The sequence below is a fragment of the Saccharopolyspora galaxeae genome (assembly GCF_016526145.1).
Classification (GTDB): domain Bacteria; phylum Actinomycetota; class Actinomycetes; order Mycobacteriales; family Pseudonocardiaceae; genus Saccharopolyspora_C; species Saccharopolyspora_C galaxeae.
The window spans coordinates 311,064-325,269 of record NZ_JADDUE010000009.1 but is presented as its reverse complement, the minus strand read 5'-3'; the positions used below and the strand labels follow the sequence as shown (position 1 = coordinate 325,269).

Sequence of the window (14,206 nt, the reverse complement as noted above, 5' to 3'; positions counted from 1 at the left end):
ACTCTTGCAACCTCAGCGCAGCGGGTTGAAGGGCTTGAGTGGATCCGGCTGCTTGCCGGTGACGATCTGGTCGGCGAGCAGTCGTCCGGTTTGCGGGCCGAGGGTCAGGCCCCACATGCCGTGGCCGCCCGCGACGAACACTCCCGGCGCGGCGGTCGCGCCGATCAGCGGCAGCCCGTCCGGGGTGACCGGCCGACCGCCGACCCAGTCGTCGCGGCGCTGATCCCAGTGCACCCCGGTCAGCAGCGGCTTCGACGAACGCACGATCGCCTCGATGCGCTCCGGGTACACGCGCGCGTCGGGTGAGCGGAACTCCATCGTGCCCGCCACGCGCAGCCCGCCCTGGTACGGCGTGCAGGCCACGCGCACCGAGGGCAGGTAGATCGGGCCCGGAACGGGCTCGTCGGTGGGCACGGTGAACGAGTAGCCGCGGCCTGCGCGGACGGGGGTGCGCACGCCGAGCGGTTTGGCCAGCGAACTCAGCCAGGCGCCGGTGGCGAGCACGACCGAGTCGGCCCGCAGGCGCTCGTCGCCGGAGATCAGTGCGACGCCGCCCTGTTCGCGGCGCACCTCGTCGACGTTGAAACCGGTGCGGATCTCGCCGCCGCGGGCCTCGACCGAACGGGCCAGCGCGCGCACGAACTCGCCCGGGTCGACGTAGCGCTGCCCCTCGATCCGCATCACCGCGCCGACCTGCTCGGACAGCTGCGGCACCGAAACGTCCGCAGTGGACGGTTCAGCGATCTGCACGTCCTGGCCGAAGGAGCGGACCAGCTCGAACTCGCGGCGCAGGTCGGCGACCTGCTCGGGGTTCTCGAACGCCGCGGTGATCGGCGCCGGGCGGGTCGGGGCGTCCACGCCGCCGTCGGTGAGGGCGTCGAACGCCTCCAGGCACTCGTTGTTCATCGGCACGAACGGGCGCATCGCGCGCTGCCAGGCGGGCATCGTGCAGTGCTTGGCGAACCGCGCGAGGAACGCCCACAAGCTCGGATCGACCCGCGCGGGCACGTACAGCGGGGCGTTGCGGTCCAGCAGCGAACGCAGCCCGTAGCGCAGCACGCTCGGCTCCGGCAGCGGGATGGAGAACGCCGGGGCCAGGTAGCCCGCGTTGCCCCAGGACGAACCGGCCGCCACGCCGTCGCGGTCGACGACGGTCACCTCCACGCCGTGCTCCTGCAAGAACCACGCCGTCGAGAGTCCGACGGCGCCGGCTCCGGCGACCACCACCCGGCGCGGTGCCTGATCGGTCCCGTTCATGCCTGCTCCCTTCGCTCGGTCCAGCTCCGAGCATGACCGGGAACACAGCGCTGATCGTTGTCATCTGCGCACAATCCGAGCGCGCCGCGTTGGCATCCGGGCACTACTCCGCGGCCGCTAGGCGACGCGCAGCGCGATCACCAGGGCGAGTCGTTCGTCCGGATCGTCCAGGTCGAGCGTGGTCACCTCGGTCATCTTGCGCAGCCGGTAGCGCACGGTGTTCGGGTGCACGCCCAGCCGCGCCGCGGCCGCGACCTGGTCGCCCTGGGCGTGCAGGACCGCACGCAGCGTCTCGGTGTAGCGAGTGCCGTTCGCCGCGTCGTGACGGCGCAGGTCGGCGACCGGCCCGCGCGGAGGGATGCGGCCGCCGGAAGCGGCGTTGCGCAGCCGCCGCAGCAGGATCTCGTGCCACGCGCGCTCGTAGGAAACGATCGGATCGGAGCATTCCAGCGCCAAGCTCTCGTCGGCTTCCTGCCTGCTCACCGGCAGTTCCAGCGGGCTCGCCGCGCCACCGATCCCGGCCCGCGCGGAGGCAGGCACCCCGCGCATCAACTTGCGCACCCACTCCGCGGCGGGCACCTCGCCGGGCAGCACCGTGTAGACCGTGTTCGAGAACAGCGCGCTGCGTCCCGGCCTGCCCCAGCCGAAACCGGCGGTGGCCCGCTCGAAGGCGACCAGCACCGCGGTGTCCTCCGCCTGCAACGCCACGACCTGGAAGTCCTCGCCGCGCAAACCGAGCCTGCTCAGCACCGCCGCAGCGTCGTCCTTGCCCTCCAACAGCTCGATGACCAGGTCCGATTCGATCCGCCGCTCGAGGTCGGCCGCGGCCCGCGCGCGCAGCATCTGCAGCGACGCGGTGCTGGCCCCGGTGCGCAGCGCGGACTCCCGCTCGCCGGTCAACGGCTCCGGGACCTCGACCCAGATCGAACCGAGCAGTTCCCGCCCGGCGCGAACCGCGATGACGACCCGGCCGTGGAAGTCGTGCGCCGGGATCGGCTCCACGAACAGCGGCGCGTCGGAGACGGCCAGGTGCGCGTGCACACCGCGGGCGGTGAGTTCGGCGCGGATCTCGTCCGGCACCCGCCTGCCCAGGATCGTCGCCATCCGCGCCTGGTCGGCGGTCTCCTGCCTGCTCGAATACGCCAGCACGCCGGAATGCTGGTCCTCGATCGTCACCGGGCCGCCGACCGAGCCCGCGAGCGCGTCCGCCAGCGCGAACAGATCCGTCGGGCCGCCTTCCCGCGCCTCCAGCACCAGCCCGTACACCACGCCCGCGAGCTGACCCCACGGCACCTCCGGATCGACGAGCACGACCGCGACGCCGCGTTCGCGTGCGATGTCGAGCACTGCTTCGTCGGCCCGGTGCACGACGACCGCAGCGGCCCGGGTGGCCGACAGCAGCTCGCCGAGCGCGGTATCCGGCACGCCGACGGTCAGCAGCACCTCGTCCGGACCGGCCGGTTCCTGCAGCGCGACGCTGCGGAGTTCGACGTCGCGGCCGCGCGGGGCGCAACGCAGCCGCGCGCCGTAGCCGCCGAGGACGTTGATCAACCGGTCCAGGGTGACCATGGTCAGACGAGTTCCAGCAGTTCCGGCAGCGACGGCAGCGACGGCAGCGACGGCAGCGACGGCAGCACGATGTGCGCATCCTCCAGCTCGGACTCCGAGTGGGTCGTGGTCACCGCGGCGACCATCGCGCCCGCCGCGCGGCCAGCGGCGATACCTGCCGGAGCGTCCTCCACGACGAAGCATCCCGCCGAGGCCGCGCCGAGCGCGTCCGCGGCCGCGCGGTAGCCCTCCGGATCGGGTTTGCCGCGGCGGACGTCTTCGGCGGCGATCAGCACGTCCGGCTGCGGCAGGCCCGCCGCGCGCAGCCGCTTCGCCATCAAGTCGCGGCCGCCCGAAGTCACCGCCGCCCAGCGGTCCAGGTTCGCGAGGAGGTGCGCGGCTCCGGGCACGGCGACCACGCCGTCGACGGCGTCGGACTCCAGCTCGGCGATCTTCGCGAGCACGTCGCCGCGGACCGGCTCGGGGAAGAACTCGGAGACCACGTCCACATCGCGTTTTCCGTGGCACACCGCCAGAATCGCGGCCGCGTCCGCGTCGAACCCGGCGGCCACCTCCGTCCAGACCCGCTGCACGATGGCGGTCGAATCGACCAGGGTTCCGTCGATGTCGCACAACACTGCGCGTTCCTGCTGCTCACGCACCAGAGCAGACTCTCACGCGCCGCCAGGTGAGACGAGACCGGGCGAAATCACCGCGCCGTGCCGCGAAACCGCGCGCGGGAGTGCCCGCCTGCGACTTCGTGAGGATTCGGCGTCGTCCCGCACCTGTCCTCAGCGGGTGCTGCTGCTGAGCACCGTCGTCGCGGCGATCTTCCACGTGTCGCCGTCGCGGGACAGCGTGTAGCGGGTGGGTTCTTCGACCACGCGGCCATCGTCGAAGTGGTAGGTGACCGTGGCCTGCGCGGTGTTCGGGCCCTCGGTCGACACGGCCGAGGTCTGCACGCTCTCGACCGGATCCCAGAACTCCTCGAAGGCGTCGTAACCGCCTGCGTGGTTGGTCTGGTAGTCCGGGGTGAGCCGTTGCCAGGCCGCGTCGATGTCCTCCGGCATGAGCGCGTAGTACTCGGACACGACCGACTCCGGCGTCTGCGGTGCAGCGGGCTGCGGCGGCGGGCTCGGCGCCGGAGCGGGTTCCGGGCGGGGCTGCTCGGTCGGGGCGAGCGGTCCGGCGATGTCCTCGGCGGTCAGCAACCCGGTCAGCACCGCGGCACCGAACCCCGCGCCGACGACGAGCAGCGAACCGGCCAGGATCAGGCCGTAGCGGCGGCGCTTCGACGGTTCCCCGGCGGGCTGTGCCGCGGGCTGCGCGGGTGGTGCGGGCGTCGGCGCCGGTTCCGGCTTCGGCGGTGCGGCAGGAACCGCCGTGAACGACTCCGGCAGCGGCCTGCCGTCCGCGACGGCGGCGAGCGCATCGGCGGTCTCGCGCATGGACGGGCGCTGCGCCGGTTCGGTCGCCAGCAGCCGCAGCAGCACCGGAGTCAGATCGCCGCCGTCGGCGGGCGGTTCGAAGTCACCGGCAGCCACCCGGTGCAGCAGCGCGATCGAGTTCTCCCCCAGCCCGAACGGCGGATGCCCCTGCAAAGCCGCGTACAACGTGGAGCCCAGCGAGAACACGTCGGTGCGGAAGTCCGCCTTGCCGCCCTGGGCGACCTCCGGTGCCAGGTACGCGGGAGTTCCTGCCAGCACGCCGGTGGTGCTCGCGTCCCCCATGGCGCGGGAAATGCCGAAGTCGGTGATCTTGGTGATGTCCTCGGCGACGAGGATGTTGCCGGGTTTGATATCGCGGTGCACGATCTCCGCGTCGTGCGCGGCGGCCAGCGCGCCGGCGACGTCCGCGCCGAGCTTGGCCACCTCCGCGACCGGCAGCGTGCCGCGCTCGGCCAGCACCGCGTCCAAGCTCCGCGAAGCCAAGTGCTCCATGATCAGGCAGGGGCGGCCGTCGTCTTCGACCACGTCGTAGACGGCGATCGCGTGCCGGTGCATCAACCGCGCGGTGATCCGGCCCTCGCGCATCGCGCGGCGCTTCATCGCCTGCACGTCCGCGTCGCTGGCCGACTTCCGCAGGTGCAGTTCCTTCACCGCCACGGTGCGGTTCAGGCGCTCGTCCCACGCCTTCCACACCACGCCCATCGCGCCGCTGCCCAGCCTCGACTCGACCCGGTAGCGATCCGCGACCAGCCGATCCTGCGCGCTCATGAGCCGACTCCTGCACACCACTGCGTAGCGATCACGTCACGATCGACTTTGCCAGGTCCCGCGGGGTGCCGCCGCACCGGGTGCGGCGACCGACCGGCGTTGCGGTGAACGGTCGCCGCGACAACGCCATCCGGCGCAACCGGCTCGGCTACAGGCTCGTGTAGGTCGCGTAGAACGCCACCGCGACGAGCGCAGTGCCACCGGCGCCGAGCAGCACATCGCGCGCAGCGACGCTGCGCTTGACGAGGGTGACGACCAGCAACGCGATTCCCAGCACCGCGATCGCCGTCCAGTAGAACCATCCCGTGCTGCGGGAGACCACGATCAGCCCGTACAGCCCTTCGCCCACGGCTATGCCGGACAGCAGCGCAGCACCCGCCGCGGCGCGCGGACCGCGACAGCGCAACCAGGCGACGGCGACACCCACGAACGGACCGACGACCAACCCGATCACGCCGAACATCAGCGGGTTGTAGGTCAACCCGCGAAGCGCGGCGGCCACCGTGTAGCCCAGCACCAGCGACACGAAGCTCACCGGGCCGAACACCGCGGACGGCAACGTCGGCTCCCGGGCGAACCAGATGATCAACGCGGTCAGCAGCGTCCAGCCGCTGGAGGAGTTCGCCAGCGGATCCAGCGGGCCGAGCGAACTCTGCGCGAAGGACGTCAGCCCGCCCAGCAGCAGGCTCGCGAGGACGACGGCCGCCGACTTCACCCCCAGGCGGGCAGCGGAACCCGCAGCGGCGGTCGATTCAACACTCATGATCAGAGGCTAGTTGCGCCCCGCGGACCGTGGGGCGCGGAACGTGAAACGGCCCGGTGCGCTCGCAAGCACACCGGGCCGTCGCAAGCTCAGCCGCGCAATGCGGCTCGAAAGCTCAGCCCCGCAGCGCGGCGCCGAAGCGGGATTCAGCGGCGCGGACCGCGGAATCGCGGGCCTCGGTCGCCTCCTCCTGCTTGAGCGTGCGATCGGCCGCGCGGAAACGCAGCGCCAGCGCCAGCGACTTCTTGCCCTCGGCCAGCTGCTCGCCCGCGTAGACGTCGAACAGCCGCACATCCTCCAGCAGATCGCCGCCACCGGAGCGCACCACCTCGACCAGCTCCGCCGACTGCACCGCCTGGTCCACCACCAGCGCGACGTCCAGCAGCACCGGCGGGTACGCCGAGATCGACGGGGCCGGGCGCGGATCGGTCAGCGGCAGCGCATCCAGGTCGAGCTCCATCGCGCAGGTCCGCTTGGGCAGGCCCAGCGCCTCCAACGCCTTCGGGTGCAGTTCACCGGCGTGGCCAACGACAGTGCCGTCGACCTTCAAATCGGCGCAGCGACCCGGGTGCCACGGCGCGAGCGAACCGGTGGTGACCTCCAGCTCGACGTTCGCGGCACGGGCCACGGTGCGCGCGGCCTCGACCGCGTCCGCCCAGCCCGCGGCACGGCCCGAGCCCCACCAGCCGGCACGTTCGCGCTGGCCGGACAGCACCACCGCCGCGTGCGTGGGCTGCTCCGGCAAGGCCGCGTCGAGCTCGGCGAGCAGTTCCTCGGACGGGCGCTGCTCGACGCCGACCTCCGGCACCGCGGGCTGCTGCTCGCCCGGCAGCACGACCTGTCCGATGTGGAACAGCGCCAGGTCCCGCTGGCCGCGGGAAACGTTGCGCTGCAACGCATCCAGCAGCCCGGGCAGCAACGTCGTGGCCAGCTCGGAATGGTCCGACTCCAGCGCGTTGAGCAGCGCGAGGGTGCGGCGGCGCGGATCGTCCTCCGGCACGCCCAGCTTCTCCAGCGTCGCCGACGAGGTGAACGGGAACGGCAGCACCTCGACGTAGCCGTCCGAGGCGAGCCGCCGCGAGATCGCGCGGCGCCGCCGCTGCAACGCGGTCAAGCCGCGGCCCGCGGGCGCGGGCGGCAGCACCGACGGGATGGTGTGGTAGCCCTCCAACCGCAGCACCTCTTCGACCAGGTCCGCGGGCCGGGTCAGGTCCGGGCGCCACGTTGGCGGGTACGCGGTGACCAGCCCGACGCCCTCGTCGGAGGTGCCGACCTCGATCCGGCAGCCGATCTGGTTGAGCCGCCGCGCGGTCACGCCGCGCTCGTAGTTCACCCCGGCGATCTTGTCCGGCAGCGCCAGCGGCATCGTCACCGGATCCGGCGCCAGCGGCTCCCCCACGTCCGTGCGGCCCTGCGCGACGCGCCCCTCGCCGTAGCGAACCAGCAGCTGCGCGGCCATCTCGGTGGCCACCGGCGCCACCGCCGGATCCACCCCGCGCTCGAAGCGCTTGCCCGCCTCGCTGGGCAGCTTGTGCCTGCGGATCGCGCGGGCGATGCTCGCCGGATCCCAGTTCGCCGCCTCCAGCAGCACGTCGTGGGTCTCCGCGCCGATCTCGGTCCGCGCGCCGCCCATCACTCCGGCCAGGCTCACCGGGCCGGTCTCGTCGCAGATCACGACGTCGTCCGGGTCCAGCTCGTGCGACACGTCGTCGAGCGTGGTCAGCTGCTCGCCCTCCGCCGCGCGGCGCACCACCACGTCGCCGGTGAGCTTGGAAGCGTCGAAGGCGTGCAGCGGCTGCCCCAGCTCCAGCATCACGTAGTTCGTGACGTCCACCGACAGCGAGATCGAACGCACCCCGGCCAGCGCCAGCCGCCGCCGCATCCACCACGGCGTCGGCGCGGTCGGGTCCACACCGGTCACGCGGCGGAACACGAACCGCGAGCACGCGCCCGGGTCGTCGATGCGCACCGAACGCGACGGGCGCTCGTCCTCCGGCACGTTCCGCGCCGCCGGGTCGCCGAACGGCACGTCCAGCGCGTTGGACAGCTCCCGGGCGAGACCGCGCACCGAGAAGCAATAGCCGCGGTCCGGGGTGATGGACAGCTCGATCACCGAGTCGTCCAGCCCCACCAGCTCGGTCGCGTCCGCGCCCGGATCTGCGACGCCCGCGGGCAGCACCAGGATGCCGCTGTGGTCCTCGCCGATGCCCAGCTCCTTGGCCGAGCAGATCATGCCTTCGCTGACGCGGCCGTAGGTCTTGCGCGAGGAGATCTCGAAGCCGCCCGGCAGCACCGTGCCCGGCAGCGCCACGACCACCAGCTCGCCCTCGTCGAAGTTCGTGGCCCCGCACACGATGCCCTGGGTGCGCTGCTCGCCCGCGTCGTCCGCGCCGATCTCCACGCGGCAGAACCGGATCGGCTTCTTGAAGCCGCTCAGCTCCTCGACCTCGGCGACGCGGCCCACCACCAGCGGGCCGCTCACCTGCGCCAGGTGGATGACGTCCTCGACCTCCAGCCCGATCCGGACGAAGGCGTCGGCCAGGGTCTCGGCCGTGGCGTCCGCGGGCAGCTCCAGGTGCTCGGCCAGCCAGGAAACCGGAATCCGCACTTGCTCAGGTCCTTCTCTCTCGCGGCGGGACGGGTCAGGATTCGACGCCGAACGGCGCGGTGAACCGGACGTCGCCCTCGATCATGTCCCGCATGTCCGGGATGCCGTTGCGGAACTGCAGGGTGCGCTCCAGGCCCATGCCGAACGCGAACCCGGTGTATCGGCCGGGGTCCACGCCGCAGGCGCGCAGCACGTGCGGGTCGACCATGCCGCAGCCGCCCCACTCGACCCAGCCCGCGCCGCCCTTCTTCTGCGGGAACCACACGTCCAGCTCCGCGGACGGCTCGGTGAACGGGAAGAAGCTCGGGCGCAGCCGGGTCGCCGACTCCGGCCCGAACATCGCGCGGGCGAACGCGTCCAGCGTGCCCTTCAGGTGCGCCATCGTCAGGCCCTCGTCCACCGCCAGGCCCTCGACCTGGTGGAACACCGGGGTGTGCGTGGCGTCGAGCTCGTCGGTGCGGAAGGTCCGGCCCGGGCAGACCAGGTAGACCGGCAGGTCCCGGCTCAGCAGCGAGCGCACCTGCACCGGCGAGGTGTGCGTGCGCAGCACCAGGCCGGAGTCCTCCGGGGCGACGTGGAAGGTGTCCTGCATGGTGCGGGCCGGGTGGTCCTTGCCGAAGTTCAGCGAGTCGAAGTTGAACCACTCCGCCTCCAGCTCGGGCCCTTCGGCGACCTCCCAGCCCATCGCCACGAAGCTGTCCGCGACCTGCTCGATGAGCTGCGTGATCGGGTGCCGGGCGCCCGCCGGAACCCGGCTCGACGGGAGCGTGACGTCCACCGACTCCTCGCGCAGCACCCGCTCGTCCCGCTCGGCCTGCAACGCCGCGCGGCGCTCGTCGAAAGCGCCCTGGATGGCGTCGCGCGCTTCGTTGACCCGCTTGCCCGCGTCGGAACGCGCCTTCGGCGGCAGCGCGCCGATCTCGCGGCGGGCGGTCAGCAGCGGGGAACGCTCCCCCAGGTGCGCGGGCTTCACGGCGGCCAGCTCGTCGAGGCCGGCCGCTTCGTCGAACGCCTTGCGGGCCTCGACCACGGCGCGGTCGAGCGTCTCCGGCGCGAGCGCGGCGACCTCTTTGGGGTCGTACGAGTCGTTGGCTGCAGACATCGTTAGTGCATGACTCCCGTCGTTCGTCCGGCGTCACCGGTGCTGCGCAGTTCGGAATTCCGGGCACCCCGGAAGCCCGGCCGCTGGCGCGGTGTGGGTCCGCCGGCGCCGACCGGCGAGTTCCGCACTGCGAGCGCTCACTGGGTGAGTGACACGGGCGCGCCGCATCCACCTGAGTCTATGCGACCAGGTCGAGCACATTTCGCGCAGCCGGGTCACCGGCGTGTTCGTCCCGCGGGCGCGATCGCCGCTTCACCGTCCGTGGCGCCTGGCGCGTGCGGAGCCGTAGAGGCAGACCGCCGCGGCGGTGGCCAGGTTCAAGCTCTCCGCATCCCCGTAGATCGGCACCCGCAGCGAGGTGTCCAGCTCCGCGGAAACCTCCGGCGGCAGCCCGTGGGCCTCGCTGCCGAACACCCACGCGGTCGGAGTGCTCAGCTCGCCCTGCACCGCGGCGGTGTCCACGTCGTCCCGCGCGTGCCCGTCCGCACCGACCAAGCGCAGCCCGGCGTCCCGGCAGGCGCGGAGCACTCCGATCGCGTCCCGGTCCCGGGCGACGGGCAGGTGGAACAGGCTCCCGGTGGAAGCCCGCACCGCCTTGCCGTTGTACGGGTCCACGGTGTCCCCGGCGAACAGCACCGCGCCGGCACCGGCCGCGTCGGCGACCCGCACGACGGTGCCCGCATTGCCCGGATCGGACACTCCCAGCAGCACCGCGACCAGCGCCGGGCGCTGCGCCAGCGCATCCGCCGCGGTGACCGCGGGAAGCTCGCAAACGGCGACGAGACCTTGCGGAGTCACGGTCTCCGACAGCGACGCGGCGGCCTTGTCCATCACCGTCCGCACCGGCACCCCGGCGGGGGTCTGCAGCCGTCCGGCCCGCTCGGCGGTGGCGAACACCTCGCGCACCCGGAACCGGCCCGCGGAGTGCGCGGCCAACGCCTCGCCCACCGCACGCGCGCCCTCCGCCAGGAACGCACCCGCGCGATCCCGGCCGACGCGGCGAGTGAGCTTGCGCGCGACAACGACCCGGGACGAACGCTCCGTCAGCGGTGTCGATGCGCTCGGCGCATCGACCGCTGGAGCCGTCCCGGGCCGCTGATCAGCGTGCGCGCCCTCGGCGATCAGGCCACACCTTCCGGCAGGTGCTGCTTGGCAACGTCCACCAGCGCGGCGAACGCCTGCGGGTCGCGCACCGCCATGTCGGCGAGCACCTTGCGGTCCACCTCGACCTCGGCGGCCTTCAGGCCCTGCACGAAGCGGTTGTAGCTCAGACCGTTCTGCCGGGTCGCCGCGTTGATGCGGGTGATCCACAGCTTCCGGAAGTCACCCTTGCGGGCGCGCCGGTCGCGGTAGGCGTAGACGTTCGAGTGGAGCGTCTGCTCCTTGGCCTTGCGGTACAGCCGGGAGCGCTGGCCGCGGTAGCCGCTGGCCTGCTCGAGAATGCTGCGGCGCTTCTTCTGGGCGTTCACTGCCCGCTTGACGCGTGCCACGGTTCCGTCCTGTCGATCTCATCGGGGGCGGCGGGACCGCCCGGGGGGCTGGAAGCACTGGGAAGCCGGTGCACCGGCGGAAGGTCCGCTCGGGGCGCGGCGTCCGCGCTGCGGTCTCAGCGGCCCAGGAGCCGGTTGACCTTCTTGACGTCGTTCTTGGCGACCGTTTCGGTGCCCTCCAGGCGACGGGTCACCCGGCTGGACTTCTTCTCCAGGATGTGGCGACGGCCCGCCTGCTCGCGGCGCAGCTTGCCACTGCCGGTGACCCGGAAACGCTTCTTCGTCCCGCTGTGGGTCTTGTTCTTCGGCATCTCTCATCCTTCTCATACGGGGTCCACCGCGCTTCTGGCGAGGCGCAGCGGACCTGATCGGGCCGATGGCCGACCGGTCGGTGCGCTACCGGCCGGCTGCGACGCCGACCGGTGCTACCGGCCGTCCCATCGTCGGGCTCCCGGTGCCGCGCGGGCGTCACCGGGTCGTCCGGCGGGAGGCGGGAGGCGAAGCGTCAGGACGCGGTCGCCTTCTGCTTGGTCTTGTTGGTCCGGTGCGGAGCCAGGACCATGATCATGTTGCGGCCGTCCTGCTTCGGCTTCGCCTCGATGAACCCGAGGTCGGAAACGTCGTCGGCCAGCCGCTCCAACAGCCGGAAGCCGAGCTCGGGACGCGACTGCTCGCGACCGCGGAACATGATCGTCACCTTGACCTTGTGACCCTGGCCGAGGAAGCGGGACACGTGGCCCTTCTTCGTCTCGTAGTCGTGCGGGTCGATCTTCGGCCGGAGCTTCTGCTCCTTGATGACGGTCTGCTGCTGGTTGCGGCGCGATTCGCGAGCTTTCTGCGCACTCTCGTACTTGAACTTGCCGTAGTCCATGAGCTTGCAGACCGGCGGGCGCGCCTGCGGGGCGACCTCGACAAGGTCCAGATCCGCTTCCTGCGCCAGCCGGAGCGCGTCCTCGATGCGGACGATTCCGACCTGTTCGCCGTTGGGTCCGACCAAGCGGACTTCGGGCACGCGGATGCGGTCGTTGATGCGCGTCTCCGTGCTGATGGGGCCTCCTCGGTTCGATGGTCGTCGCTGCTGCAGCCTCGGCGCGTGAAGCTCGCCCCTGGACGTGCAGCGATCCCGGCGCATTCCGGATTACCCGGAACAGCGCCGACCCTGCTCCTGCCGATCGAACCGGTACCGCGATACCGCTCGCACCACCCGTGCGCCGCACCGGTGGGACCGGGACCCGGCGACCTTCAGAAGGCGGTCACTCGGGTGGGAGCGGGGCTCCACTTGGCGCCCCGAACTACAACGGGGCTCGACTTTCGTCTCTTACTGTTGTGCCGGACCTGGTTTTCGGCCAGGCGCCCGGCCAGCCCCCGATTGCACGGGAGCTGTTCGTTCATGCCAGGGTAGCAGCCGTGAACGAACCGCAGTCGACCCCGTCCCCCGGCGAAAATCCGGAGCTCCCGGGCGATTCCGGTGAGCCCGCGGATTTCGCGGGTTCCTCGGAAGCCGAATCCGCGGCGATGTCCTCGAGCACTGGGCTGCCCAGCGGTGGACTCCCGAGCGGGGTGCCTTCGAGCAGCGCCTCGGCTGAAGCCGACCCCATGGACAACGTCCGCGAACTCGTGGATGTTCCCAGCGTCGAGGTGATCAGCCGGGCCGCGGTGATGCTCATGTCGTCGGCCGCGGAGAAGCTCGGCCTCGGCGACGACGAACCGGACAGCGCGCCCGGCCGGGACCTCGACGAGGCGCGGCGGCTGATCACCGCGCTGGCCGGGCTGGTCACCGCCTCCGCGGAATACCTCGGGTTGCACGCCGCGCCGATCCGCGACGGGCTGCAGAGCCTGCAACGGGCGTTCCGGGAAGCCAGCGCGGTGCCGGACCCGCCGGGACAAGGCCCCGGGGAGAAGTACACCGGGCCGGTGCGCTGAGGGGTCATTCCCCGCCGTAGTGCGGGTGCGTGAGGTTGTCGCGCTGCTCGACCAGGCGGCGCGCCGTGTCCTTCGGCAGCCCGTGCACCGCCTCGCGCACCGCCAGACCCACCGCTTCGCGCGCCGACCAGCGCACCGCCGTCTCGTCCTCGGCGTCGTGGTCGAGCCACAGCGAGACGAACACCAAGGTCTCCTGGTCGGGTTCGAGCAGTCCGTCCGCGACCGAGTCCAGCACGCCCTGGGCCACCCCGACCTGGCAGGCGCCGCCGATCAGCGTGGCGCTGCGCGCGGTGTTGGCGACCTCGTGGCCGACCAGCAGCGTCGGCGGCTGCACCGTCTCGCAGGAGGGGTGGTCCGGGCCCGCCGAGACCAGGATCGGCGCGAGCCGGTCCGCGGGCCGGGTCAGCGTGGTCACCAGACCGGCGACCGCGGTGCCGCTGCGGCGGGCCAGCACGACGATCGCCCGGCAGGCGTTGGGTTTGCGACCGCCCCAGCCTTGCGCGATCCGGCCGTCCGAGCTGCGGGTCATGCGCCCTCCCAGGAGTCACCGGCCGGGGCGCTGCCCGGCGGGCCGGGTAATGGTCTTGACCTTCCGAGCACCGCACGGGGATGTCAAGGTCGGCGCGACGAGCGGTCACCGGGCCACGACGAGCACCCGCGAGGCCCCCGCGACTTCAGCCCGGCTCCTCCGCTGCCCCGCCATCGTCGAGCGAACGGACCGTTCGACCAATCTAGTGGGACGAACGGTCCGTTCACTCATCGCCGAGGCGGGCGCGGGGCGGTGCGGCCGGTCAGTCGCCGAGCACGGCGAGGGCGTCGATCTCGACGTCGAACCCGGGCAGGCCGACGTAGACGGTGGTGCGGGCGGGGAACGGCTCACCGACCACGCGGGCGTAGGTCTCGTTCATCTCGGCGAACTGCGACACGTCGGTGAGGTAGACCCGCAGCATCAGCACGTCCTCGAGCCCGGCGCCGCCGGCGTTGAGCACGGCGATCACGTTGCGCAGCGACTGCTCGGTCTGCTCGGCGACGCCTCCGGGCACCAGCTTGCCGGTGGCCGGGTCGACCGGGGTCTGCCCGGAGACCTGCAGGATGTTGCCCTTGCGCACGCCCTGCGACAGCGGGGTGCCCGCGGGCGGGGTCGGCGCGTCGCCGGTGGTGATCACGGTGCGGGCCATCTGTGCTCCTTCGTGGTGCGTGCTGCGTTCGGCGGCCGACCCGCGGGTCGCGGTGCGGCGGCCGGAAGATTCCATCAGATTCGTCTGGACCAATGCACTGCGGTGGTGCTTATCATCTCGG

14 protein-coding genes are annotated in these 14,206 nt (G+C 72.1%); 1 reads left to right on the top strand and 13 read right to left on the bottom strand.

All coding sequences use genetic code 11. The annotated features are described in order from the left end of the window. Positions 1-12 precede the first annotated feature (12 nt). The 11 genes from INP57_RS21605 to infC all read right to left on the bottom strand — a co-directional run bounded on the left by INP57_RS21605 (position 13) and on the right by infC (position 12,116). A complete protein-coding gene (locus INP57_RS21605; RefSeq protein ID WP_200072102.1) occupies positions 13-1,257 on the bottom strand; it encodes an NAD(P)/FAD-dependent oxidoreductase in 1,245 nt (414 codons plus the stop codon). 117 nt (positions 1,258-1,374) lie between these two features. After that, positions 1,375-2,826, bottom strand: coding sequence for a PucR family transcriptional regulator (locus tag INP57_RS21600; RefSeq protein WP_200072101.1), 1,452 nt, complete (start codon positions 2,824-2,826; stop codon positions 1,375-1,377). 2 nt (positions 2,827-2,828) lie between these two features. Then, the gene (locus INP57_RS21595; RefSeq protein WP_307850204.1) at positions 2,829-3,467 is read right to left on the bottom strand and encodes an HAD-IA family hydrolase; all 639 of its coding nucleotides are present in this window, start codon (positions 3,465-3,467) and stop codon (positions 2,829-2,831) included. 129 nt (positions 3,468-3,596) lie between these two features. Continuing rightward, positions 3,597-5,021, bottom strand: coding sequence for a protein kinase domain-containing protein (locus INP57_RS21590; RefSeq protein ID WP_200072100.1), 1,425 nt, complete (start codon positions 5,019-5,021; stop codon positions 3,597-3,599). Between the two features lie 148 nt (positions 5,022-5,169). Next, positions 5,170-5,784 (bottom strand): DUF6518 family protein, encoded by a 615-nt coding sequence (locus tag INP57_RS21585; protein WP_200072099.1) that lies wholly within the window; start codon positions 5,782-5,784, stop codon positions 5,170-5,172. Between the two features lie 115 nt (positions 5,785-5,899). Further along, complete coding sequence (pheT, locus tag INP57_RS21580; protein ID WP_200072098.1) at positions 5,900-8,392, bottom strand: phenylalanine--tRNA ligase subunit beta; 2,493 nt, start codon at positions 8,390-8,392, stop codon at positions 5,900-5,902. Positions 8,393-8,426: 34 nt separating this feature from the next. Beyond that, the gene (gene pheS, locus INP57_RS21575) at positions 8,427-9,494 is read right to left on the bottom strand and encodes a phenylalanine--tRNA ligase subunit alpha (protein WP_200072097.1); all 1,068 of its coding nucleotides are present in this window, start codon (positions 9,492-9,494) and stop codon (positions 8,427-8,429) included. A 252-nt stretch (positions 9,495-9,746) separates the two neighbouring features. Next, entirely contained in the window at positions 9,747-10,541 is a 795-nt protein-coding gene (locus INP57_RS21570) for a TrmH family RNA methyltransferase (RefSeq protein WP_200072156.1), read from the bottom strand. Positions 10,542-10,615: 74 nt separating this feature from the next. Further along, complete coding sequence (gene rplT / locus INP57_RS21565) at positions 10,616-10,984, bottom strand: 50S ribosomal protein L20 (RefSeq protein WP_200072096.1); 369 nt, start codon at positions 10,982-10,984, stop codon at positions 10,616-10,618. Positions 10,985-11,100: 116 nt separating this feature from the next. After that, positions 11,101-11,295: a 50S ribosomal protein L35 gene (gene rpmI, locus INP57_RS21560; RefSeq protein WP_200072095.1), complete on the bottom strand. Its 195-nt coding sequence runs from the start codon at positions 11,293-11,295 to the stop codon at positions 11,101-11,103. Between the two features lie 194 nt (positions 11,296-11,489). Further along, on the bottom strand, positions 11,490-12,116 hold the full coding sequence (gene infC / locus INP57_RS21555; RefSeq protein ID WP_233627980.1) for a translation initiation factor IF-3: 627 nt from the start codon (positions 12,114-12,116) through the stop codon (positions 11,490-11,492). A gap of 464 nt (positions 12,117-12,580) precedes the next feature. Here infC and INP57_RS21550 point away from each other — a divergent pair, with 464 nt between their 5' ends. Beyond that, a complete protein-coding gene (locus INP57_RS21550) occupies positions 12,581-12,907 on the top strand; it encodes a DUF1844 domain-containing protein (protein WP_200072154.1) in 327 nt (108 codons plus the stop codon). A gap of 4 nt (positions 12,908-12,911) precedes the next feature. Here INP57_RS21550 and INP57_RS21545 read toward each other — a convergent pair whose 3' ends face one another. Together INP57_RS21545 and INP57_RS21540 are read right to left on the bottom strand one after the other, a co-directional pair. Beyond that, a complete protein-coding gene (locus tag INP57_RS21545) occupies positions 12,912-13,436 on the bottom strand; it encodes a formaldehyde-activating enzyme (protein ID WP_200072094.1) in 525 nt (174 codons plus the stop codon). Between the two features lie 262 nt (positions 13,437-13,698). After that, positions 13,699-14,085: a RidA family protein gene (locus tag INP57_RS21540; protein ID WP_200072093.1), complete on the bottom strand. Its 387-nt coding sequence runs from the start codon at positions 14,083-14,085 to the stop codon at positions 13,699-13,701. Positions 14,086-14,206: the final 121 nt, after the last annotated feature.

Bases quoted from the DNA above. Each gene is read 5' to 3' on its own strand.
- INP57_RS21605 (WP_200072102.1), bottom strand. From the start codon at position 1,257: ATGAACGGGACCGATCAGGCACCGCGCCGGGTGGTGGTCGCCGGAGCC.
- INP57_RS21600 (WP_200072101.1), bottom strand. From the start codon at position 2,826: ATGGTCACCCTGGACCGGTTGATCAACGTCCTCGGCGGCTACGGCGCG.
- INP57_RS21590 (WP_200072100.1), bottom strand. From the start codon at position 5,021: ATGAGCGCGCAGGATCGGCTGGTCGCGGATCGCTACCGGGTCGAGTCG.
- INP57_RS21585 (WP_200072099.1), bottom strand. From the start codon at position 5,784: ATGAGTGTTGAATCGACCGCCGCTGCGGGTTCCGCTGCCCGCCTGGGG.
- pheS (WP_200072097.1), bottom strand. From the start codon at position 9,494: ATGTCTGCAGCCAACGACTCGTACGACCCCAAAGAGGTCGCCGCGCTC.
- rpmI (WP_200072095.1), bottom strand. From the start codon at position 11,295: ATGCCGAAGAACAAGACCCACAGCGGGACGAAGAAGCGTTTCCGGGTC.
- infC (WP_233627980.1), bottom strand. From the start codon at position 12,116: ATGCGCCGGGATCGCTGCACGTCCAGGGGCGAGCTTCACGCGCCGAGG.
- INP57_RS21550 (WP_200072154.1), top strand. From the start codon at position 12,581: ATGGACAACGTCCGCGAACTCGTGGATGTTCCCAGCGTCGAGGTGATC.
- INP57_RS21545 (WP_200072094.1), bottom strand. From the start codon at position 13,436: ATGACCCGCAGCTCGGACGGCCGGATCGCGCAAGGCTGGGGCGGTCGC.
- INP57_RS21540 (WP_200072093.1), bottom strand. From the start codon at position 14,085: ATGGCCCGCACCGTGATCACCACCGGCGACGCGCCGACCCCGCCCGCG.